This window comes from Bacillus infantis NRRL B-14911 (genome assembly GCF_000473245.1).
Classification (GTDB): Bacteria; Bacillota; Bacilli; order Bacillales; family Cytobacillaceae; genus Bacillus_AB; species Bacillus_AB infantis.
The window spans coordinates 3,076,285-3,099,737 of record NC_022524.1 but is presented as its reverse complement, the minus strand read 5'-3'; the positions used below and the strand labels follow the sequence as shown (position 1 = coordinate 3,099,737).

Genomic DNA, 23,453 nt, shown 5'->3' with positions numbered 1-23,453 from the left:
AATGAGCCGGACAGAATAGCAGCTGCCGGGCGGTTAAAAATATTTGTAAAAAGCTGTTCCGTTAGGCTAACATGATATAGAAAAAGCATCTATTCTCTATAAGATAAGCCTAATTTGCTGCTTTATGCAAAAGGCTCAGGAAGGCGGAAATTGAGGTGGCTAATCGAGATGGAATCCAATCATAAAACGATGAAAGACCTCCAGGCTGAGGTTGATCAATACATAAGCCAATTTAAAGAAGGATATTTCAGCCCTCTTGCCATGCTGGCACGGATGACGGAAGAGCTGGGTGAACTGTCCAGGGAAGTAAATCACCATTACGGGGAAAAGCCAAAGAAATCGACCGAAGAAGAGAATACCATTGAAAATGAGCTGGGGGATATGCTTTTTGTGCTTATCTGCTTTGCCAATTCACTGAATATTGATCTGCAGGAAGCCCATGACAGGGTTATGGATAAATTTAATACGCGGGATAAAGACCGCTGGACAAGAATTGAAGAGTAGGAGAGATTCTGATGGATAAGATAAAAATTGTTATTGCGGGGCCGCGCGGCCGAATGGGCAGGGAAGCGGTTCAGCTTGTGCTGAATACCGGCCATTTTGCCCTTCAGGCAGTTGTAGACCATAAATTCGAAGGGAAAATGCTCAGCGACCTTGATGGATTTACAGGGGCAGATGTGCCGATATATACAGACCTGGCCAATTGTCTGGAGCAGACAGAAGCTGATGTTCTGATCGATCTTACGACACCGGAGGCAGGCATGCATCATGCACGGACTGCCCTTTCATATGGAGTAAGGCCGGTAGTCGGGACAACCGGCTTTAGCAAAGAGGACCTGAAAGAGCTGGAAGTAACATGCCGGGAAAAAGAAAAGGGATGCATCATCGCCCCAAACTTCGCCCTTGGTGCTGTCCTTATGATGAAGTTTTCACAGATGGCAGCCCGCTATTTCAGTGATGTGGAGATCATCGAGCTGCATCATGACCAGAAGCTTGATGCTCCGTCAGGCACAGCTGTGAAAACAGCAGAAATGATGGCTGAAGCAAGAGAAGCCAAAGAGCAGGGGCATCCAGACGAAAAAGAAACTCTGGCAGGGGCCAGGGGTGCTGACTACGAAGGGATGCGCATCCATTCAGTCCGCCTTCCCGGCCTGATTGCCCATCAGCAGGTGATGTTCGGCTCAGATGGCCAGACTCTGTCAATCCGGCATGACTCTTATAACCGGGCCTCATTCATGTCCGGTGTGAAGCTGGCTGTAGAGACAGTAATGAAAGCAGACCTGTTTGTCTACGGACTTGAAAATATTATGGAATAAAGGGAGGGGAAATGATGAACATCGCTTTGATAGCCCACGATAAAAAGAAAGACGACATCATCCGCTTTGCAACAGCCTATAAAGATATTCTGGCGGGACACTCCCTTTTTGCGACAGGGACGACCGGCTCAAGGATCATGGAATCAACAGGCCTTACAATCACCCGCTTTCAATCAGGACCGCTCGGCGGGGACCAGGAAATCGGGGCACTGATTGCCAATAAGAAAATGGACCTCGTCTTCTTTTTCAGAGACCCGCTGACTGTGCAGCCGCATGAGCCGGATGTATCCGCTTTGGTCCGCCTGTGCGATGTATATTCAATTCCGCTGGCCACCAATATGGGCACTGCTGAGCTGCTTGTAAAGGGCCTGGAAAGAGGCGACCTCGACTGGAGGAAAATAGTGAAGAGCGAAGACGGTGAGGTTCTATGATAGGAGAAAAATTGGATATCCTGGCCTTTGGCGCCCATTCCGATGATGTTGAAATCGGGATGGGAGGTACGCTTGCCAAGTATGCAGCTGAAGGAAAAAAGATTGGCATCTGCGACCTTACTGGTGCGGAGCTTTCCTCCAACGGAACTGTAGAAACAAGGAAAAAAGAGGCAGAGAGGGCAGCAGCTATCCTGGGTGTTTCAGTCAGGGAAAACCTTGGACTGCCTGACCGGGGGCTGCTGCTGAATGAACAGGCTATTACCGCTGTCGCGAGGATGATCAGGACATACAGGCCATCAGTCATCTTTGCGCCATATTTTGAAGACAGGCATCCGGATCACGGAAACTGTGCAAAAATTGTAGAAGAAGCCGCATTTTCAGCAGGCATCCGCAGGGCGGACCCTGAAAGCGGATTAGCCCCGCACAAAGTAAACGGGCTTCATTTCTATATGATCAACGGCTTCCATCAGCCTGATTTTATCATTGATGTGTCAGATTATATGGACAAAAAGCTTGCGGGCCTGAGGGCGTATGAGAGCCAGTTTGTCAGGACGGAGGATTCAGCAGACACTCCGCTTGTAAATGGCTATATCGAAAATGTAGAAGCAAGGGAAAGGCTTTATGGGAGAGAAGCGGGAGTCAAATACGCTGAAGGCTTCATGTCTAAAAAGCCGGTACTAATACATAAAGATTTATTGGGTGGAGAAGCATGACAAGAAAACTAAAAATCGGGATCACCTGTTATCCGACAGTCGGTGGATCAGGGGTCGTCGCTACAGAGCTTGGAAAGCTCCTCGCCGAAAGAGGGCACGAAATACATTTTATTTCTTCCAGCCTCCCTTTCAGGCTGAATCGGATGTATCATAATATATTTTATCACCAGGTGGAAGTGAGCCAGTATTCTGTTTTCCAGTATCCGCCTTATGATATTGCCCTCGCCAGCAAAATGGCTGAGGTGATTAACAGAGAAAAGCTTGATCTCATGCATGTACACTATGCTGTTCCCCATGCCGTATGTGCAATCCTTGCCAAGCAGATGAGCGGGCGCGATGTGAAGATTGCCACTACCCTTCATGGAACAGATATCACCGTCCTTGGTTATGAGCCGTCATTGAAAGACAGCATCCGCTTTGGAATCGAGAAGTCTGACAGGGTGACAGCTGTTTCCAAATCTCTTATATCACAAACAAATGAATTGATACACCCTGAAAAAGAAATTCAGGCGGTCTATAATTTCATAGACCATAGAGTATATCAGAAAACTGGCTCTGATCATCTGAAAAAAGAATATGGGATCACCGAGGATGAAAAAACGGTCATCCATGTTTCCAATTTCCGTGCGGTCAAAAGGGTGCAGGATGTTGTAAAGGTGTTTGCCAGGATAGAGTCGGAGATGCCTGCAAAGCTTCTCCTCGTCGGCGACGGCCCGGAAATGTCCAATGTATGCAAGCTGGTCAAAGAGCTCGGGCTGAAGGAGAAGGTACTGTTTCTGGGGAAGCAGGATAAAGTGGAAGAGCTTTATTCCATCAGCGACCTGATGCTCCTCCTTTCTGAAAAAGAAAGCTTCGGCCTGGTTGCGCTTGAGGCCATGGCGTGCGGTGTTCCCTGCATAGGGACCAATATCGGCGGGATCCCGGAAGTGATTTCTGACGGCGAGACAGGATATATCTGCAAGCTTGGGGATATAGGGAGCATGGCGGAAAAAGCGGCAGGCCTGCTGGCTGATGCTGATAAGCACACAAGCTTCTCACATCGTGCAGTACAGACTGCGAGAGAAAAGTTCAGCGCCGAACAAATAGTCAGCGAGTATGAGAGGCTTTATTTTGATATGTTAAATGAGGGATAATATGAATCCGGTTTTTTTAAAAGCGGCACCTGTATTGGAAAAGATCGAAACTGCCGGGTATGAGGCTTACTTTGTAGGCGGATCTGTCAGGGATTATCTGCTCGGCAAGGATATTTCCGACGTGGACATAGCCACTTCGGCCACTCCGATGGAAATCAAAGGCATTTTTCCCAGAACAGCGGATGTCGGTATAGAGCATGGTACGGTCATAGTTCTTTATGATGGGGATAGCTATGAAGTCACCACTTTCCGGTCTGAGTCGGATTATGAAGATTTCCGCAGGCCGTCTAAAGTGGACTTTATCCGTTCCCTCGATGAGGATCTTAAACGCAGGGACTTCAGAATGAACAGCATGGCGATGTCAAAGGACGGCCGCATCATTGATCCTTTCGGGGGACAGGAGGATATCCGCAGCAAAAGGATTGCCACCGTTGGAAATCCGCTGGAGCGATTTTACGAAGATGCTTTAAGGATGATGAGAGCCGTGCGTTTTGCCAGCCAGCTTTCATTCCAAATAGATGGAGAGACTTATGAGGCGCTGGTTTCTGAAGCTTATCTTCTTGAGAAGATTGCGGTTGAAAGAAAGCTGGCAGAATTTGAAAAGCTGCTTGCGGGCGAAAACAGCTTTATGGCGCTGAAAATCATGGCAGACACTGGCCTCTCACAGCATCTCCCAGGCCTGGCAGGGAAAAAGCAGGAGTTGATATCATTTGCCGGAAGGCTGGACAGCGGGCTTTTATCCGAGGAAAGATGGGCTCTGCTGTCAGCAGGTCTTGGCCATGACTTTAAGACCGCGGAATCCTTTTTGAGAAGCTGGAAAATGCCTGTCAAAAAGATTAGGCAAATTGGCAAAATCCTTTATTGGCTTCAATACCGCTCAGTACAGAACTGGACACTTGAATCGGTTTATAAGGCGGGGGCAGAGGCTGCCCGGAATGCAGAGAGAGTTCTGGCGGCCACCGGGGATGACAGTGCGGATGAGGAAGTTCCTGTCCGTTTATATGCTTCACTTCCGATACGGAGTACAAAGGAGCTGGATGTTACCGGGAATGACTTGATCCAATGGTTCAATAAGCCGGGCGGACCCTGGGTGAAGGAATTGCTGGGCCAGGTTGAAAACAGCATTATCTCCGGTCATCTGGCAAATAAAAAAGAGGAAATAAGGGGGTGGCTGGAGTGCAATCAGAGCTGAGGAAAAAATTGCTTGCCGCCTTTACGGAGAGCAATGGGGAATATTTGTCCGGCCAATATCTGGCAGACCTGATCGGCTGCTCCAGGACGGCCGTCTGGAAGCATATCGAAGAGTTGAGGCGCGATGGATTTGAGCTTGAAGCCGTAAGAAGGAAAGGCTACCGGATTGTGAAGACAACAGAGAAGGTGACTGCAGATGAAATCCGCCTTGGTCTGAAAACCAGCTTGCTCGGTACCGAAATCCATTATGAAGAAAGTGTGGATTCGACACAGAAAATCGCCCACAGGCTCGCCTATGATGACGCACCCGAGGGCACGATCGTAGTGGCGGAAGAACAGCTTAACGGCAGGGGAAGGATGGACAGGAAATGGCATTCCCCGAAATATACAGGAATATGGATGAGTGTCATCCTCCGGCCGGAAATCCCGCTCCCGCGAGCTCCGCAGCTGACTCTACTTGCAGCAGTTGCCGTCGTCCAGTCCATTGAGGAATGCACGGCCCTTTCCCCGCAGATCAAATGGCCCAATGATATTCTCATTGGAGGCAAGAAGGTCACTGGCATCCTGACAGAATTGCAGGCGGAAGCCGACCGCATTTTTTCAATCATTATCGGGATCGGCATCAATGTGAACCAGCAGCTTGAGGATTATCCGGAGGAGCTGAGGGGCACAGCCACTTCCCTGGCGATAGAAAAGGGCGGGAACCTCTCGAGGGCAGAGCTGGTCAGGGTTGTCCTGCAGAAATTGGAGAATTTGTACAAGCTTTATATGGAAAAAGGCTTCTACCCGATCCGCCTCCTTTGGGAAAGCTATGCTGTCAGCATTGGGAAGCAGATCACTGCCAGGACGATATCAGGCAGCATCAGCGGGAAAGCATTGGGCATCACCGAGGAAGGCGTGCTGAGAATAGAAGATGAGGCAGGAGAGATACACCATGTCTACTCTGCTGATATTGAACTGGACTCATGATTTTATTAGCCAATATTTTTTATTTTTGATATAATTCAACTGGGCAGTATCATAATGAACTGCACCTTTCTATCTTTTTATATTGAATAGTTTCTGCCTAGATCCAGCATATGGACCGGGACAGAGGGATGAAACGAATAATGAAGCCAAGACGCGACGGGATCCTTCTGCATTTTTTGAAGGATCCTTTTTTATATCCGGCTTTTTGTTCACTTGTTTTGTCTCCTCTGAGTCTTAAGGCAGGTCTTTTCAGGCCTGTACTTGCGAATGGGAGGAAGAAGGATGAAGCAAACTACAGATTTTTCAAAGATGAAGGAAAAGAATGAAAAAATCGCGATGCTGACTGCCTATGATTATCCGGCAGCCAGGCAGGCAGAAAAAGCCGGAATCGATATGATCCTTGTCGGAGATTCGCTTGGCATGACCGTATTGGGATATGAATCGACCATCCCGGTGACGATGGAAGATATGATTCACCATGGGAAAGCGGTAAAAAGAGGGGCGGCCAATACTTTTATTGTCATTGATATGCCCTTTATGAGCTATCATCTCCCTGAACGTGATACCCTCCTGAATGCAGCCAGGCTGATTCAGGAAACAGGAGCGATGGCAGTGAAGCTTGAAGGCGGGGAAGAGGTCGCTGACAAGATAAGAAGCATAACGAAAGCAGGCATCCCTGTATGCGCCCACCTTGGCCTTACTCCCCAGTCAGTGGGGGTTCTTGGAGGGTATAAAGTCCAGGGGAAAGATGCTGAAGCAGCCAGGAAGCTGATCTGCGAGGCTAAAAGGTGTGAAGAGGCGGGTGCTTTTGCGCTTGTGCTAGAATGTGTGCCAAAACAGCTTGCTGAAGATATCTCCTCTATCCTGACGATTCCAGTCATCGGAATCGGGGCGGGAGCAGGGACTGATGGGCAGGTCCTTGTCTATCACGATCTGCTGTCGTACGGGACAGAAAGAATTGCGAAGTTCGTCAAACGGTATGCAAACATGGATGAAGAAGCGGAAAAGGGCCTGAAAGCTTATATCACTGAAGTGAAGGCAGGAATCTTCCCGGCCGGAGAGCACAGCTATACGATGAAAGAGGAAGAGCTGGCAGGACTTTATGGAGGAAAATCATGAAAATCATTACATCACCAGGAGAAATGCAGCAGCTCATGCTGGATGAAAAAAAGGCAGGCCGTACAATCGGGTTTGTGCCTACTATGGGATATCTGCATGAAGGGCATCTCTCCCTTCTGAAGCGGGCGGGAGAAGAAAATGATGTAATGGTTCTGAGCATCTTTGTGAATCCGCTTCAATTTGGCCCGGCAGAGGATCTGGATTCTTATCCGCGGGACTTTGAGCGGGATTCCCGTCTAGCAGAAGCCGAAGGGGCCGATTACCTTTTCAGCCCTGCACCTGAAGACATGTACCCTGGCGGAGTCCCTTCTGTTTCAGTCATTGTAAACCGAAAGACCGATGTATTATGCGGCAAATCCAGGCCAGGCCATTTTGCTGGTGTAGCAACGGTTGTCTCTAAATTATTTCATATCGTTTCCCCGGATAAAGCTTATTTCGGCAAAAAAGATGCACAGCAGCTGGCAGTGATAGAGAGCCTTGCACATGATCTGAATTTCCCTGTCAAGATAATAGGGGGAGAAACGGTAAGGGAGCCGGACGGCCTTGCAAAAAGCTCCCGGAATGTCAGGCTGCTTCCGGAAGAGCGGAAGGAAGCACCGGTTTTATACGAGAGCCTCTCAGAAGCGGCACGATTGATTGCGGAAGGAACAAAGGACACAGAGCAGCTTAAAGCGCTCATACGCAGCAGGATAAAAGCAGAGAGCTCGGGGAGCATTGATTATGCTGAGATTCTTTCCTGGCCGGAATTAAAAGAAACAGATAGAGCTGAAGGCACAATCATCATCGCTCTTGCCGTTAAATTCAAACATGCACGCCTGATAGATAATATAATCATTGCAGTCTAACAACTGATCGGAGGAAAAGACATGTTCCGCACCATGATGAATGGAAAGATCCACCGCGCAAAGGTGACAGAAGCTAATCTTAATTATGTGGGCAGCATTACAATTGATAAAGACCTGCTGGATGCGGCAGGAATGGCTGATAATGAGAAAGTCCAGATTGTCAATAACAATAACGGTGCAAGATTCGAAACATATATCATCCCAGGAGAACGGGGAAGCGGCGTAGTCTGCCTGAACGGGGCGGCTGCAAGGCTTGTCCAGGTCGGCGATACAGTCATCATCATATCTTATGCCCTTGTCCCTGAGGAAAAAGTAGATTCCCATAAACCTAAGGTAGTCATTATGGGAGAAGGCAATAGCATAACCGGTCTGCTCCATGCTGAGCCGGCTTCAACCATACTTTAAGAATGATCATTCACTATAAAGAAAAAGGGCTGCATTGCAAAACGGCAATGCAGCCCTTTTTGCAGGCGGCATTTTCCTGTCCCTGGGATAGAATCCTGAATAAACCCCGTGCTGATGGGAAGAAAAATAATGATGGGGAAGGCTGTTTGCCTTTTTTATTTTCCGCTTTTGTGATACCGTTTGAATGACTGAATGTTTGAGGTGTAACCGATGAGTAATAAATATGTAGTAGTTGATTTGGAAACTACAGGAAATAGCGCCAAAAAGGGCGATAAAATCATTCAATTCGCTGCGGTAGTCATGGAAGGCGGAAAGATCATCGATCAATATTCCAGCCTGCTCAATCCCGGGAAGGAGATTCCGGCCTTCATCGAGGAGCTGACCGGGCTTAATGACAGCATGGTCTCTGATGCTCCTGTGTTTGCAGAAATAGCACCTAAAGTGATGGAGCTATTGGAGGATGCCTATTTTGTGGCGCATAATGTTCTGTTCGACCTCTCCTTTCTGCAGGAAGAGCTTCTGGATGCAGGATTCCCGGGCTTTTATGGGCCGGTCATCGATACGGTTGAGCTGGCACGGACGGTGCTGCCCTGCTCTGACAGCTATAAATTGTCTGATCTGTCTGCCAAAGAAGGCATCATGCATGATAGGCCGCACCAGGCGGACAGCGATGCCTATGCCACTGCAAAACTGCTGCACATCTTTCTGGAACGCCTTGAGGAATTGCCTCTGACAACGATCAAACAGCTTCTAAAGCTTTCAGGAGGGCTGAAAAGCGACCTTGATCTCATTTTGGAGGATATCCTCCTTAAAAAGCAAGGGACGGCGGAGAGACTTCCTGAAGGGATAGAAATACATAACGGAATCGCCATTAAGGCAGGCGGGGTTCTGGAAGCAGCATCAAGCCGCCTGCCGGCTCCTGTTTATCCCGCAGGAAGCCGGGAAAAAGAGGATATGCTTAAGAATGCATTTCCGGATTATGAACTGCGCCCCGGCCAGCTTGCCATGATGGATGCTGTCTATCAATCCTTTTTAAATAACGAGCATACACTGGTCGAAGCAGGCACCGGCACAGGGAAAACCCTTGGCTATCTGCTTCCGGCAATCATTTTTGCCAGGCAGGAAGGAGCCAGGGTGCTGATCAGCACTTATACTGTCCAGCTTCAGGAGCAGCTGCTTTCAAAAGACCTGCCCCTGCTTGAAAAACTTCTGGGCTTCCCTGCCAATGCTGTGCTCTTAAAAGGCAGAAAGCATTATTTAAGCCTTGCCCGATTTGAGCAGTCATTGAATGAAGCGGATGATAATTACGATACTACACTTACAAAAATGCAAATACTGGTCTGGCTGACTGAAACAGCTACAGGCGATGTGGACGAACTGAACCTTTCCAGCGGCGGTGCTGTTTTCTGGAATAAGATACAAAACGGGGACAGCAAATTCATCAGCGAATCAGGCTGGAAATCAAGGGATTTCTATAACAGAGCAAGGAAGAGCGCAGAAAATGCAGATCTGATCATTACCAATCATGCTATGCTTTTGAACAGTCTTTCAGGCGAAAATCAGATCTTCCCTTCATATGATTATGCAGTCATAGATGAAGGGCATCAGTTCAGCAAGGCCGCCGGAAAGCATTTTGGCTTCTCAATCGATTATTTATCTCTCCGTCTCCTGCTTGGAAAAATCGGGCTCTATGATCAAAAGCAGCTCCTCTATAAGCTCGAGCGGCTGCTTGAAGGCAGGGCCGCTATGGACGGTGCTGCTCATCCTTTTGAGCTTAACAGGCTGGTTGCTGATCTTCAGTATGAGATGGATGAGTTTTTTAAGCTGGTAGGGATTTATGGAAAGAGGAAATTAAAAGCAAGGAAATATGCATCCAGCAAAATAAGCTTCAGGCTAACAGATATAACCCCGCGGGATTTCAAAGCGGTGGAGGCTTCTGCAGAGCGCTTTTCTTTCTTGGTTCTGGACCTTATCTCAGCGCTGGAGGACAGGCTTCAGCTGCTTGTGCCTTTAACCGGCGAACTGGCACCGGGTGACCAGGCGCTGCTGGAGGAGATCTCAGCCTGCATCGGCGAACTGAGGGATGTACGTGAAAGCATCAGGAAAACCATATTTGCCGGGCAAACAGCCTGTGCTGTCTGGGTTGAGCTGGACGGCAGAGCAATGCAGAACGCCACGACTGTTTACTCTCAGCCGATTACTGTCGCAGGAAATCTGAGGGACGGCTTCTTCAATCAGAAGAAAAGTGCTGTTATTACATCTGCAACTCTTTCTGTCGGCCAGTCTTTCGATTATATTATGGATGAACTGGGCCTTGACCGGTTCAGCTGCCAGACAGAACTGATAGAGTCCCCATTCGACTATGCTTCACAAGTCAGGCTTGCCGTACCATCGGATTTGCCTGAAATCAATTCCGTTCCTCTGGAGGAATATGTTTCGGCGATCACAGAGCATATCATCTCACTGGCTGAAGCGGCGAATGGGAGGATGCTGATTCTGTTCACCTCACATGATATGCTCCGCAGGACCTATGAGCTCGTGAAGGAAAGCGGCTTTCTTGAGGAATATGTCCTAATAGCCCAGGGAATCACGTCTGGAAGCAGGACAAGGCTTACAAGGAACTTTCAGCGGTTTGACAAGAGCATTCTTTTTGGGACAAGCAGCTTTTGGGAAGGTGTGGACATTCCCGGTGAAGATCTTTCATGCCTGGTGATGGTCAGGCTGCCGTTCTCTCCTCCGGATGAGCCTCTGGGGGAAGCAAGGAAGGAAGCGATTCAGAGCAGGGGAGGCCGGCCTTTCTCCGAGCACGCACTCCCCGAAGCGGTCCTTCGCTTCAAACAGGGTGTCGGGAGGCTGATCAGAACAAAGAATGACCGCGGAATAATTATTGTATTCGACCGGAGGATCGTCACAGCGTCATATGGCAGGGCATTCCTTGATTCCATCCCAAGCATACCAGTTAAGGTAAGCCCCCTGGATGCTATTGTTGACCTTGTGGAAGATTGGCTGCAATAAGGTAAAATATGCCGGGATAAGAGGATAAAAATTTTCGGATGACACACTCTAAAGGATAGCATTGGAGGAGTTCTGGATGAATATGCTATTCGCCTTTCTTATGTTGTTCACAAGCTGGTACTATGTCCCGGTTGAATCTCCATCCCTGCCCGCAGAAGTAAAAAGCATTGATTTAAAGCTTAAACGGAATGAGCTGGCAATCACGTTTTTTTCCCTGCAGGAAGGAGAATCTGCCTTAATTCAGCATCCGGATGGAGAGAATATTCTTATTAATACAGGCGGTGAAGGCTCTGGAGAAGAGCTGTCAAGGCTGCTTGGACTATATAATGTGGAACAAATATCGACTATTATCATGACAGAAGAAGATGTGAACTCCATGGTGAACGCCGGAAGCATCATAAGGGAATTCGGTGTTAAGCAGCTCGTTGCAGGCCAGGGGCTGGCCCGGAAAAGGATGGAAGAGCTTGAAGAGTTCGATGAGGTGAATATCCATATATGGAGCGCGGGCACAAAGCAGCAGCTTTTCCATAATTTGAAGGCAGAGGTCCTGTTCGAAAATGAAAACCCGAAAGAAGGTATGGACCTTGAGCTTACACTTATGAAGCATAAGGTGCTGCTGCTCAATTCCAGCAGCCTCGATGCAGAAAAGGCCCTTCTCAAAAAAAATCTTTCGGATGTAAATATAGTGAAAATGCCAGGCTTCGGGGAGGGCAATTCGGTCTCAGGGCAGCTGATTAAACATCTTGATCCTCAGATCGCCGTCATCTTCCAGTCAAGGAAAGTAAAGCCTGATGAAGATCTTTTTAAAATGCTGCATGAAGCATGGATCGATGTTTATTATACCGGGGTCCATGGAACGGTCACAATAAAGTTCACTGATTTGAATTATGAGGTGATCACAATTTCCCCGGGTGAGGCAGGATAGCCTGTATGTCATATAGGACGCGCAGGCACACAGGAATATACAAAAAAGCTGCGCATGATTGCGCAGCTAAAAGACGTTGTGGACTAGAAGAAAATTTTTGGTGAATCATGCATCTTTGGTTAACGGATGATAACATCACCTGTTATAATATTGGCAAAGACCTGTTATATGGATAGTATAAGCTGTCCGGGCTGTATTATCAGCTGCAATATTTGTCAAAGGTCCGGAGAGAGGAGCAGAACAATGGAAAGCAAAATAGAAGTGCTGTCGACTGTAAAAATCACCAACAGCCCCGATTTGTATAAAATCGTCGATTCATTGAATAGAACATTAAAGGAGAAAGATTTAATGTTCGGCCTGGCACTTGACCAGGAAGATCAAAATAAAGCGGTATTCACCATTTATCGTACATAAAGCAGAGTGATAATATGAAAAAATGGATCATCATCAGCATCATTGCGGCAGCCATTCTGATCGGGATAGCTGCTAAAGTGTATATTGCTTCAACAGAACCGGTCAAAGCAGCTTCAGAAAAAGCGTTTGAGAGGGCAAAAGAAGAGACTGCACTCGAGAGAATGGACAGTTTTACCCTTTATCACGGACAGAAAACCCTCTACGTCCTGCAGGGACAGGATAAAGCAGGAACAGAACTCATTGTCTGGGTTCCTGAGAAAAAAGGGAAGCCGGTTGTCAAAAATGCAAAAGACGGCATATCTAAACAAGAAGCGATTGATATAGTTAAAAGGGAAAAGCAGCCAAAAGAGATCATTTCTGCAAAGCTGGGGATGGAAAAGGGCTTTCCTCTCTGGGAAGTGTATTACCGCTCTAATGGCGGTCTGATCAATTATTATTATATTCATTTCGAAACTGGGGAAATGCTCAAGCGGATTGAAAATTTATGATGAGGATGAAATGGAGGCGCAAGCTATGAAAATAAAGCTAGCAGGCAGGGTGGAGGCGCTGACGCCTTCTTCCACGCTGGCGATAACAGCTAAAGCAAAGGAACTGAAAGCACAGGGCCGCGATGTAATTGGGCTGGGGGCAGGAGAGCCGGACTTCAACACGCCGCAGCATATCATAGATGCTGCATTGGCTTCAATGAATGAGGGGAACACGAAATATACTCCATCTGCAGGTCTTCCTGCGCTGAGAGCCGAAATAGCTGCAAAGCTTAAAAAAGACCAGGGGCTTGACTACAAAATCAATGAAACCTTTGTCGGAAGCGGAGCAAAGCATGTGCTGTACACCCTGTTCCAGGTGCTTCTTGATGAAGGAGATGAGGTCATCATCCCTACGCCGTACTGGGTCAGCTATCCTGAGCAGGTAAAGCTGGCTGGCGGGATCCCTGTTTATGCAGAAGGCTCTGAGGAAAATGGGTTTAAAATCACTCCGCAGCAGCTGAAGGATGCGGCTACAGAGAAAACCAAAGCAGTCATCATCAACTCTCCAAGCAACCCGACCGGAATGCTTTATACGGAGGAAGAGCTGAAGGCGCTTGGGGAAGTGTGCCTTGAGAAAGGCATCCTGATCGTATCGGATGAAATATACGAGAAACTTGTATACAGCAATAACCGCCATGTGTCCATAGCACAGCTGTCACCTGAATTAAAAGAGCAGACCATCATCGTGAATGGTGTTTCTAAATCGCATTCGATGACAGGCTGGAGAATCGGCTATGCAGCTGGCGGCAGCAGGATCATCAAGGCAATGACCGATCTGGCTAGCCACAGCACTTCAAATCCGGCCACTGCTTCCCAGTACGGCGCCATTGCCGCTTATGCCGGCACACAGGATCCGGTCGAGGAAATGAGGCAGGCATTTGAAGGCAGGCTGGAAGAGATTTACGGAAAGCTTGTGTCTATACCGGGATTCACCTGCATTAAGCCGCAGGGCGCATTTTATTTATTCCCGAATGCCAGGCAGGCAGCCGAAATGACGGGCTATAAAGATGTAGATGCATTCGCCGAAGCGCTTCTTGAGGAAGCCCTGGTAGCGGTCATTCCCGGTTCTGGATTCGGTGCTCCGGACAATATCCGCCTTTCCTACGCAACTTCGCTTGAATCTTTGGAAGAGGCTGTTGAACGTATACGCAGGTTTGTGGCAGAAAAGGCCCAGTGATCTAAATGGCATAACAGCAGGCGAGACGTTTTCGCGCCTCATGAATGGCCAATGCTCTTTTCCGCTTACAGCATAAAAGGGAAATAAAGAGATCCGCTTACGCGGATTTTTTTATTCATATGCACTCATGCCCTGTGCTGTTTCAGACCTAATTTCTGGCAGCGTTGCCTGTTATTCTCCTTACTGGCCCTGAATGTTCATGATATACTTTAAAGGAGGTGTCCAGGATGAAAGACAATATTATCAAGTGGCTCCAGGAAGGGAGCCTGTCCATACCAGGTGCCCTCTTGGCCCGCTATCATAAAATGAATATAACTGAACAGGAACTCGTCCTGCTTTTGCATATATCGTCCTTTATTGAAAAAGGCAGAGACTTTCCTACCCCGAATGAAATTTCGTCCCGAATGACGATTTCTGATACAGCATGCACCGATATGATCCGGAAACTGATCCAGAAAGGATTTATTGAAATTCTTGACGGCTTTTCGGATGAGGGAATACGCTTTGAAAAGTATTCGCTTGAACCCCTTTGGGAAAGGGTGGTTGACCAATTCCTCCTCGAAGACAAACAAAAGGATCTTAAATCCCATCAGCAGGAAGAGATGGATCTGTATACATGCTTTGAAAAAGAATTCGGAAGGCCGCTTTCGCCTTTTGAATGTGAAACGCTGGCAATGTGGATGGATGATGACCACCATGACCCTGTCATCATTAAAGCGGCATTGCGGGAGGCAGTTATATCCGGTAAGCTTAATTTCCGTTATATCGACCGTATTTTATTCGAATGGAAGAAAAATGGGATTAAGACAATTGAACAGGCGAAGAGCTTTGGACGCAAATTCCGTCAAAACCAGCCGCAGTCTTCAAGGCAAAAAACGGATGAACGTCCTGTTCAGCAAAAATCAATTCCTTTTTACAACTGGCTTGAGCAATAATGTTAATGGCGGGGGACTTCTCCCGCCCTTTTTGTATGATTTCCTGAATGCTCCCTCCAGGTGCTTGAAGAGCGTTTGGAAGGACAGGATATAGAGAAAAGGTTAAGATAATGAAAACATATTTAAATACAGAGTGGTGATACAAATGCTGAATAAAACACAAATCAGGCATTGCCTGGATGTTATGGGCGAAATGTTCCCTGATGCCCATTGCGAGCTTCATCATGAAAACCCTTTTGAACTTGTTATTGCAGTGGCCCTTTCTGCTCAATGTACAGATGCGCTGGTCAACAAGGTTACCAAAAACCTGTTTCAAAAATATAAAACGCCAGAGGATTATTTAGCTGTTTCCCTTGATGAGCTGCAAAACGACATCAGGTCGATCGGCCTGTTCAGGAACAAAGCAAAGAACATCCACAAGCTCTGCAGGCTCCTCATCGACGAGTATAATGGGATTGTCCCGCATGACAGGGACGAATTGACAAAGCTGCCCGGGGTAGGAAGGAAAACGGCAAATGTCGTCGTTTCTGTGGCTTACGATGTGCCTGCAATCGCTGTAGATACCCATGTGGAAAGGGTCAGCAAACGCCTCGGGTTCTGCAGGTGGAAGGATTCTGTTCTTGAAGTAGAGAAAACACTGATGAAAAAGGTGCCTGAAGAAGAATGGTCAGTTACGCACCATCGGATGATCTTTTTTGGCCGATATCACTGCAAGGCGCAAAACCCCCAGTGCGAAATCTGCCCGCTCCTTGACCTTTGCAGGGAAGGCCGGAAAAGGATGAAGAGGAAATAATGGCGGATAGCGAAAAAATCATGCTGCAGGTGTCTCCTGAAGTCTACCATCCATTTCTGGTGGGAGAGGAGGAAGCCTGGGAGCCAGCTTGGGCAGATGAGTTTCAGGCAGATGCGATCTTCATCTATGAGATTGCTTTTTATAATGGGATTGAAGCGCTCAGGCCATGGGAGAAGGCGGAAGAGTTCTTTCCCGCAAGGATTGAACAGTGGGAGGAGGTAAAATCCTCCATTGCTGCTTTGCATGGGAAACGGGAGAGGTTGGGATTGGCGGAATTGATGAGGTCTGCTATAGGCATCTTCGTTCAAATGCTGTTCTGGACCAACGGACAGCCGGCCAGGCTGGATACTCCTAAAGAGTTTATGCTATTGAATGTTAAGCCAGCTAACTTAAATGAACGGCTGGAATTTGTTTTGTCCAGTCCGCTTCTTTATCATTCGTTCATTCAATTATGTGAGCTGCAGGCTGAACTAGAAAAGCAGCGCCAAAAGAAAGCAAGCATAGAAAAAGCGTTTAAGCATAAAGCTTAAACGCTTTTTACATTTAGACTTTTGAAAGATGCGCCGGATTAATTGCTTCCGTCAGACCCGGAGCCGCTGCCTGATCCGGATCCGCTCCCGGAGCCAGAACCTCCAGATCCTGTGCCGGACCCTCCAGAACCGGAGCCGGTTCCGCTGCCTGATCCGGACTGTCCTCCATTCTGGCCGGTTTGCCCGGACTCACCGCCGGAGCCGGATTCACCCTCAGAACCGCTGTCGTCACCTTCTCCGTCATCTTCTTCATTTCCTCCGTTGCCATTGCCGTTGCCGTTGCCATTGCCGTTGCCGTTGCCATTGCCGTTGCCATTGCCATTGCCATTGCCGTTGCCAGGATTCTGATTGTCTTCCTCATTTTCCTCATCATTCTGGTTAGCATCGTCATCCTGACTGCCGTCTTCCCCATCTTCAGGTTCTTCCTGTCCATCATCCTCAGGAGCTCCCGGGATGGTGACAGAAACAGAAGCAGGATCGCTGCGCATATCATCTCTAAATGCTGTAACGCTGAAAGTGTATGTGCTTCCAGGGGAAGGAGCAGTAAACCTTAAGCCTTTTTCAGCCGTTACCGTAGGCTGCTGGCCGCTGCCGTCAACCGAAGCATTCACCTCGAATTGCACGCCTTCTTCTGAACCATATTCCCAGCCAACCACGACTTCATTGGCTTCTGGATCAAATACTGCAGATAAGCCTTGCGGCGCATCAAGTTTGTCGTATTTCTTTGAAACCTGTGTAGGAGCTTCTCCTTTAACTGCATATTCAGTAAGGATCTGGTCGCTTGGCGTATAGGCGCTTGCGAGCTTTGAAGTGCCTTTTTCAATCTTTACGACTTCTACGCTTTTCGGCATTTTGAAGTCAGGTGTTTCTTTGCCTTCAGACACATGGGCCATCAGGTTTTTAAATAGATTTTGAGCTATTTTCTGGTCTCTACCGTTTGAAGGAAGATAATTCTTCCTGTCTTTATAGCCAGTCCATACGGCCGCTGTATAATTCGTTGTATATCCGGCAAACCAGGCATCAGGTACAGCGCCGTCAGGAACATTGTATTTGGATATTTCATCACTGCTGTAATTAGTCGTTCCTGTCTTTCCTGCGATCGGCAGGCCTTGTACGTTGGCCTGCTGGCCGGTGCCATATGAATCTTTAACAACACTCTTGAGCATGTCAGTGATCATAAAGGCAGTATAATCTTTCATTACAGCCTTGGATTCCGGTGTCAGATCAAGCTTAGTTCCATCCCGAAGTTCAACGCTCTTGACAGTATGGGGGGCATTATAAATGCCGTTATTCCCAAATGCGCTGTATGCGCCTGCCATTTGCATGGATGTTACTCCATTTTTTAGTCCCCCGATAGCATAGGACTCCTGGATATCTTCCAATGGAATTCCCAGGTTAACAGCAAAATCTTTAGCCTTCTCAAGGCCGACTTCCTGCAGGGCCATGACTGCTGGCACGTTGCGGGAACGGGCGAGTGCTTCCCTCATGCTCATCGGTCCCATATGGCGGCCGTCCCAGTTATTGAATTCGGTTCCATTGGAATATGCATAAGGCTTGTCATCCAATGTATGGTAAGTTCCCCAGCGTTCATATTCAATTGCAGGTCCATAATCTAAAATTGGTTTAATGGTTGATCCAGGCTGTCGCGTATGACTGGTTGCATAGTTGAAACCAAATTCCACATCTGAGTTTCGGTTCCCGCCAAGGGCACGGATTTCCCCTGTCTTTGTATCCAGGAGTGTTATGCCTGCCTGGAATTCTTCATTTGGAAATTCTACAATTTCATTGCCGTTGAGCATTGTTTCCACATATTCCTGTGCATCTTTGTCCAGTGTAGTGTATATTTTGAGTCCATCTGTAAAGACATTAATCGTTGGATATTTTTTATCAATTTCCTTAATAGCCTGCCCGATGAAGGAATCATAAGGAATGTCTCCATTGATTTTTCGATTCTCTTCGGCGACCAGGGAGGATGTGACCGGAATCTTCTTGGCCGCTTCCATTTGTTCTTTTGTGATGTATCCATGCTTATTCATCAGCGTCAGTACAATATTCCGCCTTTTTTCCGCCTTGTCAGGGTGGTTGAAGGGATTGTAATTGTTCGGGCTTTGCGGCAGTCCTGCAAGCAGTGCTGCTTCGTGAAGCTCCAGATCCTTCAGCGGCTTGCCGAAGTATGTTTCTGAAGCAGTCGCGAACCCGTAAGAGTATTGCGACATATTCACTTTGTTCATATAAAGCTCTAATATTTCATGCTTTGTATATTTACGTTCCAGCTGGATGGCCAGCCATGCTTCCTGAGCTTTATGGGAAAGCTTTTTATCAAACTCGAGGAAATAGTTTTTGGCTACCTGCTGGGTGATGGTGCTCGCTCCTTCTGCACCAAAGCCTTCTGTGATGTTGGCAAGGACTGCACCGCCGAGGCGGATCGGATCAATGCCATGATGTTTATAAAAGCGGGAGTCTTCTGTTGCAATGACTGCTTCCTCAACGATCTTTGGTATGTCCTCATACTCGACATAATCCCTGTTTTCGGAACCGATGGTTGCAATCTGCTCCCCGTTCATATCATAAATTTCAGATGCGATAGCGGATTTCAGCTTCTCTTCATCAAGCTTTGGCGTATCTTTGACCATGTATGCAAATGCACCGGCTCCGATGATGATGCCGGCAAGCCCGAGTGCGATCAGCACCAGAAATATCTTTTTGAAGATACCGCCTTTTTTCTTTTTGGGAGTTTTTTTCTTGGTGCCGGCAGACTGCTGCTTCCGGCGTTCCTCCCTTGAGTTGTAGTTTTCTGCCATATATATATTCATCCTTTCTTACATCTGCATAAAATCATGTAAGATTATAAAGATAATCTATTACTTTAATATAGTCAATCCTGGGCTGGAAGCCAAGCTGGATCCTATGGCCATTTTCTTCTATTTCCGTTTTCGCAATGGATTTGCGTCCGCCATTCTCCATCCTCTCCCAAAAAGGGAAAAGGGAGCGGGCTTCTAAAAGGAAGATTTCTTCGCTCTCTGAGAAACGGAGCAGCACAAAGCAGATCCCCCCCTGGGCAACTATCCTGCGCATATGGGATATCTGGTGGGCATGGAAGTTCTTAAGAGGAAAAGAAGTGCTATTCTTCGTTTCCTTTGCTTCAAAATCAATATATCTTCCTTTATAAAGGCCATTATAATCTGTGGTTGAGGCTTGCTTGAAATAAGCCTCCTTAATAACCGCAGCACTTCTTTTAGGATAGTCAACATTCACAATCTGGACTGGCGTGGGCTTTTTATGGATTACAGCCAGCCCCCTTTCCAGGTAAAAAGCATTTGTTTCATTTATATCATCCTCTAGTGTCATCCCCCTGTTGGAATATGTCCATTTTTTCTCCTTTTTCACAGGCGCAGCAGCCGCCTTTTGCGGCAAATACTTTCGTCCGTTTGGGTAGTGGAAATTCAATTGCATTCACCTGCCTGTTTTCATTGTGCCGCTATGCCGGCAATCGCTCACTACTCATCATACCAAAAGTGCCGGCTGGAATGTTGAATAAAAAGCACCAAAAAGTGAACGATAACAACAGTGAGCAAGGAGGTTTGCTTTGAGAAAAACAGCCAATTTCACATTTGACAGCTCCGAACGGATGCTCGCAGAGGAAATCCGTTCGATTGCGGATCATTATAACAAAGATAATATCAGCAGGACCCATGCATATTTCGACTATTATCAATCCCACCCGGACATCCAATGGGCTTTCCTGGCGAGTATGGTTTCCAGAAATGCAGGCTGGAATATGTGCGATCTGGAAGAGGCGTCATTGTCCTGCCTCCTTGGACCGGAAATCAGGGAGCGGCTTTTCCTTACATATGAGCGTGCCAATTGGCTCATTTTCTCAGATGCCTTTCCACAGCTGCTTCTCTATGAATATTCGACGAAAAAAAACTCGCCAATGTTTCATCTTCTGCCATTCTTTCATGTGTCTTCATTTATGGAAAAAGAATGGAACCGGTTTTGGCAGGAGGGGGACCGGGAAAGATTAATGATTGCCCTGATAATAAATGAACAAAACCTGATCCAGCGCCCTGTGATTGAACATCCGGTGTATAAAAGGAGGGTGTTCCATTCACTGTTTTTTTCCATCCAGGACTGGATGCATTTCAGCTCGGTCCTGTTTCCAACCTGCAGCGGCCAGCTTTATGGAGCAAGTGTAAAGAAGTTCAGGAAAACGGACGAAAGAATCATGCTCGGAAAAAGGCTTGCAGGGATTCTGTTCTCACCCGCTCATTTTCCGGAGTTCCTGAATTTTGCAGGAAAAGTGCCTCACACGGGATCAAGGTTGGATTACGAACAATTCCTCAATGGCGGGACAAAGCGGGCTTTGCAAACCTTAAAAGATACTTACCCTGTTATCAGCCATCACATACATGAAAAGCATGATTGGTCAAAGGAGAGAGGAGTCAGCCCTGAGTGGTTTGCAGAAGAAGGGGAGACAGAAGAGCCTGTCCTGATGACAGAATGGTTCCTGCATAAGCAGAGGCAGCTGGAACGGGCAGCGGGATTAAAGAAGTTTATTTGGTTTAAAAGGTAAACGCAGTCCGGCATTGCGGATCAGCTGGAGCGGGATATAGTTCACCAGCTGGCGCTGCTTTTTAAAGAAAAACCGAAAAATAGCGGTTCTAGAACATGAGGCTGGAACCACTATTCTGCTATAAACGAAAAATAACGGTTCTAGAACACCAGCCGGAACCGCAATGCTGACAAGTTCAAAATATAATAACCCAGGTCCAAATTACAGACTCCAATCTTCCTCTACCCTATTGAATGAAGTTCCTGGATTAAGGAACCTTGGTTTTACTAAAACCAATTCATAATCTGCTCAGCCATCAATACAAAAAAAGCAAGGGATCCCCCTTGCTTTCATCAGGTGGAAGGTCTGTCCGGGCCTTCCAGCTTTTTGCTGCCGAATCCAGTTTTCGTTTCTTCCTGCTTCTTTGGCTGAACCTTATTTTGTTTTTCCTTGTTTGCCATCTTTCAACACCTCCATCCTTTAGTGTGTTCAATCACCAATATTTCATCCATTCAAGATGTGTCGAAACGCTCTTTGTTCCATTGAAAAATATAACTATCTTTGGCGAATCGCTTCTAGTTTTGTCAGGGGTGAAGGGAAGTGAAAAGAGAAGGCGAATACAGTGAATAGCAAAAAGCCGTACAGTCGGATATATATGTAAAAGGGAGGTTATATGATGAAACACACTTCACAGAAAGAAGAATTGCTCCATATGCTGAATGAGATATATGACCAGCTGGAAGAATTGGATGCAGCACTTGAGACAAGCCTTTCAAAATTCAGGGGAGAAATGGCGGAGGAACATCAGCAAAAGATGATATATTGCGAATCAAGGCTGGCCAATGCTGAAAATCGGCTTCAGGAAATCGGGAAAAAGGACGGCAGGGACCGAAAGATGACAGGCGGTAATGACGGCATTAAGCTTGAATTGGGCTATTAGGTTGTTTAAAATAAAGAATGATCTTTAGTAGCTGGATACCCACGCTACTTTTATTTTTTTGGACAAATATCCAACTGGAGATGAAATATATGGACGAGGTAAAACATTTAGACAGGCTGACTAGAGAGCTGCTGGAATGCACGGAGGAAGCGGCAGGCCATTACCGCCAGGCGCGGGAAAGGGGAACCAAGCCTGATTTCTATGCGGAAGTAAAGCCTTTTGCCGATCATAGCAAACAGCTGCTGGACGAATGGTCCTCTCAGGCTGCCCGCTGGATCGCGGAAAACAGGCCCAAGAACCTGCATGAAAATCAGATCAGTTCGGCAGCGGAGCATATAGAACTGATTACTGTCCAATGCTTCTTCCCGGAAACAAGCCGGACCCGTTTCATTAATTACTATAACTCCACCAAATATGTCCTCAATGTCCTCCTTGGCCATTTAGACGAAAAAAAATAAAGCCTGCAGGACAATTGTCCGCAGGCTAAGCTTTTTTTTTGATTAAAGTTATGCGGCCCGTGTCCCGCTATACCCTCCGGGGATCAATTCTGCAGATTTGCTGCTGCGGTGAAGGAACAGTCAGCTACGGCTCCCTGTGCTTCAAGCTCACGAATAAGGTTGCGGTATTCATTAATGGTGATCTCATTGTGGATATAGGCTTTCTTGGCGAAATCCAATAATTCATTGACGCTCTCGGGGCTATAATCTTTCAGCTGCAAAAATTTCAGTCTCAGTTCGTGAATGTTCATTAATGTTCCTCCTCCGCCTTTTCCCATATCGTATCATGAAACAAAAAAGTTTCTCCGTTTTTAAAAAATTGAAACTTCCGACAAAATTCATCATAAGCAGACAAAACCGGATAATCTTACCTGCAATGCACAAATTGGGCAGATGCATCATAATTTAAAGTAGCGATCAGTATTAGGAGGATGTCTGCCCATGTTTCAAAAAAACAGAAGATTTCCGGCACGAGTGCAGCAGCCAGGGGGCAGCGGCATATACGGCCGGCACAGATACTATTCCGCATTTCCAATGCAAGGAAGCCCCCAGGCCCAATATCAGCCCCAGGCTTTTGCCGGCAGTCAATCAGCATACTTCATTCCTTTCCAGCAGGCACATAATCCGCCGCCCTATTTCCAGGGCTATCAGCATCAAATGCAGCCGCCAATTCAGCCTCAAGTCCAGCCGCAGGCCCAGCAGCCTGTAAGCCAGGGGCTTTTTCAAAATCCGCTGCAGCAGGAGGAAGCATATCAGCAGCCGCAAAGCCAGCAGCCCCATAATCCTTACCCTTATATGAATCCATACCCCAAGCAGTCTTTCATGGCAAAGCAGCCTTCGGGAGTCCAGTCGATCATGAATTCCTTTAAAGGCCAGGATGGATCCCTTGATTTCAACAAAATGATGAATACAGCCGGCCAAATGATGAGCGCAGTTAATCAGGTCTCATCTATGGTCAAAGGGCTGGGAGGCATATTCAAAGTATAAAGAACAGCTGAGGAAGGCTGTTCTTTTCTATCTGGCTTT

General features: G+C 47.2%; 25 protein-coding genes. 22 read left to right on the top strand and 3 right to left on the bottom strand.

From position 1 onward, the window contains the following. The first annotated feature begins 168 nt into the window (after positions 1–168). The 18 genes from N288_RS15700 to N288_RS15610 all read left to right on the top strand — a co-directional run bounded on the left by N288_RS15700 (position 169) and on the right by N288_RS15610 (position 16,438). The gene (locus tag N288_RS15700) at positions 169–504 is read left to right on the top strand and encodes a nucleotide pyrophosphohydrolase (protein WP_022544132.1); all 336 of its coding nucleotides are present in this window, start codon (positions 169–171) and stop codon (positions 502–504) included. An 11-nt stretch (positions 505–515) separates the two neighbouring features. Next, positions 516–1,316, top strand: coding sequence for a 4-hydroxy-tetrahydrodipicolinate reductase (dapB, locus tag N288_RS15695; RefSeq protein ID WP_009791272.1), 801 nt, complete (start codon positions 516–518; stop codon positions 1,314–1,316). Positions 1,317–1,330: 14 nt separating this feature from the next. Beyond that, positions 1,331–1,747, top strand: a complete 417-nt coding sequence (gene mgsA / locus N288_RS15690; protein ID WP_022544131.1) for a methylglyoxal synthase — start codon at positions 1,331–1,333, stop codon at positions 1,745–1,747. Continuing rightward, entirely contained in the window at positions 1,744–2,460 is a 717-nt protein-coding gene (gene bshB1, locus N288_RS15685; RefSeq protein WP_009791270.1) for a bacillithiol biosynthesis deacetylase BshB1, read from the top strand. Before mgsA ends, bshB1 begins: the two co-directional genes overlap by 4 nt. Beyond that, entirely contained in the window at positions 2,457–3,593 is a 1,137-nt protein-coding gene (gene bshA / locus N288_RS15680) for an N-acetyl-alpha-D-glucosaminyl L-malate synthase BshA (protein ID WP_009791269.1), read from the top strand. The genes bshB1 and bshA overlap by 4 nt, the downstream gene beginning before the upstream one ends. Before the next feature lies 1 nt (position 3,594). Beyond that, on the top strand, positions 3,595–4,785 hold the full coding sequence (locus N288_RS15675) for a CCA tRNA nucleotidyltransferase (RefSeq protein ID WP_022544130.1): 1,191 nt from the start codon (positions 3,595–3,597) through the stop codon (positions 4,783–4,785). Further along, on the top strand, positions 4,770–5,753 hold the full coding sequence (locus N288_RS15670) for a biotin--[acetyl-CoA-carboxylase] ligase (RefSeq protein WP_009791267.1): 984 nt from the start codon (positions 4,770–4,772) through the stop codon (positions 5,751–5,753). Before N288_RS15675 ends, N288_RS15670 begins: the two co-directional genes overlap by 16 nt. 282 nt (positions 5,754–6,035) lie before the next feature. Next, on the top strand, positions 6,036–6,872 hold the full coding sequence (panB, locus tag N288_RS15660; protein ID WP_009791265.1) for a 3-methyl-2-oxobutanoate hydroxymethyltransferase: 837 nt from the start codon (positions 6,036–6,038) through the stop codon (positions 6,870–6,872). Further along, on the top strand, positions 6,869–7,717 hold the full coding sequence (gene panC / locus N288_RS15655) for a pantoate--beta-alanine ligase (protein WP_009791264.1): 849 nt from the start codon (positions 6,869–6,871) through the stop codon (positions 7,715–7,717). The genes panB and panC overlap by 4 nt, the downstream gene beginning before the upstream one ends. A 21-nt stretch (positions 7,718–7,738) precedes the next feature. Beyond that, entirely contained in the window at positions 7,739–8,122 is a 384-nt protein-coding gene (panD, locus tag N288_RS15650) for an aspartate 1-decarboxylase (protein ID WP_009791263.1), read from the top strand. A 210-nt stretch (positions 8,123–8,332) separates the two neighbouring features. Further along, a complete protein-coding gene (gene dinG, locus N288_RS15640) occupies positions 8,333–11,137 on the top strand; it encodes an ATP-dependent DNA helicase DinG (RefSeq protein ID WP_009791261.1) in 2,805 nt (934 codons plus the stop codon). 76 nt (positions 11,138–11,213) lie between these two features. Continuing rightward, the gene (locus N288_RS15635) at positions 11,214–12,062 is read left to right on the top strand and encodes a ComEC/Rec2 family competence protein (protein ID WP_022544127.1); all 849 of its coding nucleotides are present in this window, start codon (positions 11,214–11,216) and stop codon (positions 12,060–12,062) included. Between the two features lie 243 nt (positions 12,063–12,305). Continuing rightward, the gene (locus tag N288_RS24780; protein WP_009791259.1) at positions 12,306–12,476 is read left to right on the top strand and encodes a YpmA family protein; all 171 of its coding nucleotides are present in this window, start codon (positions 12,306–12,308) and stop codon (positions 12,474–12,476) included. 14 nt (positions 12,477–12,490) lie between these two features. Then, complete coding sequence (locus tag N288_RS15630; RefSeq protein ID WP_009791258.1) at positions 12,491–12,964, top strand: cell wall elongation regulator TseB-like domain-containing protein; 474 nt, start codon at positions 12,491–12,493, stop codon at positions 12,962–12,964. A gap of 31 nt (positions 12,965–12,995) precedes the next feature. Continuing rightward, positions 12,996–14,180 (top strand): pyridoxal phosphate-dependent aminotransferase, encoded by a 1,185-nt coding sequence (locus tag N288_RS15625; protein WP_035401134.1) that lies wholly within the window; start codon positions 12,996–12,998, stop codon positions 14,178–14,180. Positions 14,181–14,407: 227 nt separating this feature from the next. After that, the gene (locus N288_RS15620) at positions 14,408–15,115 is read left to right on the top strand and encodes a DnaD domain-containing protein (RefSeq protein WP_009791256.1); all 708 of its coding nucleotides are present in this window, start codon (positions 14,408–14,410) and stop codon (positions 15,113–15,115) included. 145 nt (positions 15,116–15,260) lie between these two features. After that, the gene (nth, locus tag N288_RS15615) at positions 15,261–15,908 is read left to right on the top strand and encodes an endonuclease III (protein WP_009791255.1); all 648 of its coding nucleotides are present in this window, start codon (positions 15,261–15,263) and stop codon (positions 15,906–15,908) included. Continuing rightward, on the top strand, positions 15,908–16,438 hold the full coding sequence (locus N288_RS15610) for a YpoC family protein (RefSeq protein ID WP_022544125.1): 531 nt from the start codon (positions 15,908–15,910) through the stop codon (positions 16,436–16,438). Before nth ends, N288_RS15610 begins: the two co-directional genes overlap by 1 nt. Before the next feature lie 38 nt (positions 16,439–16,476). On the opposite strand, the gene N288_RS15605 is transcribed toward N288_RS15610, so the two are convergent. Next, a complete protein-coding gene (locus N288_RS15605; protein WP_022544124.1) occupies positions 16,477–19,239 on the bottom strand; it encodes a penicillin-binding protein 1A in 2,763 nt (920 codons plus the stop codon). Between the two features lie 34 nt (positions 19,240–19,273). Next, the gene (gene recU, locus N288_RS15600) at positions 19,274–19,891 is read right to left on the bottom strand and encodes a Holliday junction resolvase RecU (RefSeq protein WP_269147768.1); all 618 of its coding nucleotides are present in this window, start codon (positions 19,889–19,891) and stop codon (positions 19,274–19,276) included. Positions 19,892–20,024: 133 nt separating this feature from the next. Between recU and N288_RS15595 the strand changes: the two genes are divergently transcribed. The 3 genes from N288_RS15595 (at position 20,025) to N288_RS15585 (ending at position 22,388) form a co-directional block, all read left to right on the top strand. Continuing rightward, positions 20,025–21,011, top strand: a complete 987-nt coding sequence (locus N288_RS15595) for a DUF2515 domain-containing protein (protein WP_009791250.1) — start codon at positions 20,025–20,027, stop codon at positions 21,009–21,011. A gap of 652 nt (positions 21,012–21,663) precedes the next feature. Beyond that, the gene (locus N288_RS15590; protein ID WP_009791248.1) at positions 21,664–21,930 is read left to right on the top strand and encodes an exodeoxyribonuclease VII small subunit; all 267 of its coding nucleotides are present in this window, start codon (positions 21,664–21,666) and stop codon (positions 21,928–21,930) included. Between the two features lie 89 nt (positions 21,931–22,019). Beyond that, on the top strand, positions 22,020–22,388 hold the full coding sequence (locus tag N288_RS15585) for a YppE family protein (RefSeq protein ID WP_022544121.1): 369 nt from the start codon (positions 22,020–22,022) through the stop codon (positions 22,386–22,388). 83 nt (positions 22,389–22,471) lie between these two features. On the opposite strand, the gene N288_RS15580 is transcribed toward N288_RS15585, so the two are convergent. Next, positions 22,472–22,678, bottom strand: coding sequence for a YppF family protein (locus N288_RS15580; RefSeq protein ID WP_022544120.1), 207 nt, complete (start codon positions 22,676–22,678; stop codon positions 22,472–22,474). Between the two features lie 190 nt (positions 22,679–22,868). Between N288_RS15580 and N288_RS24775 the strand changes: the two genes are divergently transcribed. After that, positions 22,869–23,414, top strand: coding sequence for a YppG family protein (locus tag N288_RS24775; protein ID WP_009791245.1), 546 nt, complete (start codon positions 22,869–22,871; stop codon positions 23,412–23,414). Positions 23,415–23,453: the final 39 nt, after the last annotated feature.

What these genes read in the sequence shown, in the direction of transcription:
- N288_RS15700 (WP_022544132.1), top strand. Translation starts at nt 169, where the DNA reads ATGGAATCCAATCATAAAACGATGAAAGACCTCCAGGCTGAGGTTGAT.
- dapB (WP_009791272.1), top strand. Translation starts at nt 516, where the DNA reads ATGGATAAGATAAAAATTGTTATTGCGGGGCCGCGCGGCCGAATGGGC.
- mgsA (WP_022544131.1), top strand. Translation starts at nt 1,331, where the DNA reads ATGAACATCGCTTTGATAGCCCACGATAAAAAGAAAGACGACATCATC.
- bshB1 (WP_009791270.1), top strand. Translation starts at nt 1,744, where the DNA reads ATGATAGGAGAAAAATTGGATATCCTGGCCTTTGGCGCCCATTCCGAT.
- bshA (WP_009791269.1), top strand. Translation starts at nt 2,457, where the DNA reads ATGACAAGAAAACTAAAAATCGGGATCACCTGTTATCCGACAGTCGGT.
- N288_RS15675 (WP_022544130.1), top strand. Translation starts at nt 3,595, where the DNA reads ATGAATCCGGTTTTTTTAAAAGCGGCACCTGTATTGGAAAAGATCGAA.
- panB (WP_009791265.1), top strand. Translation starts at nt 6,036, where the DNA reads ATGAAGCAAACTACAGATTTTTCAAAGATGAAGGAAAAGAATGAAAAA.
- panC (WP_009791264.1), top strand. Translation starts at nt 6,869, where the DNA reads ATGAAAATCATTACATCACCAGGAGAAATGCAGCAGCTCATGCTGGAT.
- panD (WP_009791263.1), top strand. Translation starts at nt 7,739, where the DNA reads ATGTTCCGCACCATGATGAATGGAAAGATCCACCGCGCAAAGGTGACA.
- dinG (WP_009791261.1), top strand. Translation starts at nt 8,333, where the DNA reads ATGAGTAATAAATATGTAGTAGTTGATTTGGAAACTACAGGAAATAGC.
- N288_RS15635 (WP_022544127.1), top strand. Translation starts at nt 11,214, where the DNA reads ATGAATATGCTATTCGCCTTTCTTATGTTGTTCACAAGCTGGTACTAT.
- N288_RS24780 (WP_009791259.1), top strand. Translation starts at nt 12,306, where the DNA reads ATGGAAAGCAAAATAGAAGTGCTGTCGACTGTAAAAATCACCAACAGC.
- N288_RS15630 (WP_009791258.1), top strand. Translation starts at nt 12,491, where the DNA reads ATGAAAAAATGGATCATCATCAGCATCATTGCGGCAGCCATTCTGATC.
- N288_RS15620 (WP_009791256.1), top strand. Translation starts at nt 14,408, where the DNA reads ATGAAAGACAATATTATCAAGTGGCTCCAGGAAGGGAGCCTGTCCATA.
- nth (WP_009791255.1), top strand. Translation starts at nt 15,261, where the DNA reads ATGCTGAATAAAACACAAATCAGGCATTGCCTGGATGTTATGGGCGAA.
- N288_RS15610 (WP_022544125.1), top strand. Translation starts at nt 15,908, where the DNA reads ATGGCGGATAGCGAAAAAATCATGCTGCAGGTGTCTCCTGAAGTCTAC.
- N288_RS15605 (WP_022544124.1), bottom strand. Translation starts at nt 19,239, where the DNA reads ATGGCAGAAAACTACAACTCAAGGGAGGAACGCCGGAAGCAGCAGTCT.
- recU (WP_269147768.1), bottom strand. Translation starts at nt 19,891, where the DNA reads ATGCAATTGAATTTCCACTACCCAAACGGACGAAAGTATTTGCCGCAA.
- N288_RS15590 (WP_009791248.1), top strand. Translation starts at nt 21,664, where the DNA reads ATGATGAAACACACTTCACAGAAAGAAGAATTGCTCCATATGCTGAAT.
- N288_RS15585 (WP_022544121.1), top strand. Translation starts at nt 22,020, where the DNA reads ATGGACGAGGTAAAACATTTAGACAGGCTGACTAGAGAGCTGCTGGAA.
- N288_RS15580 (WP_022544120.1), bottom strand. Translation starts at nt 22,678, where the DNA reads ATGAACATTCACGAACTGAGACTGAAATTTTTGCAGCTGAAAGATTAT.
- N288_RS24775 (WP_009791245.1), top strand. Translation starts at nt 22,869, where the DNA reads ATGTTTCAAAAAAACAGAAGATTTCCGGCACGAGTGCAGCAGCCAGGG.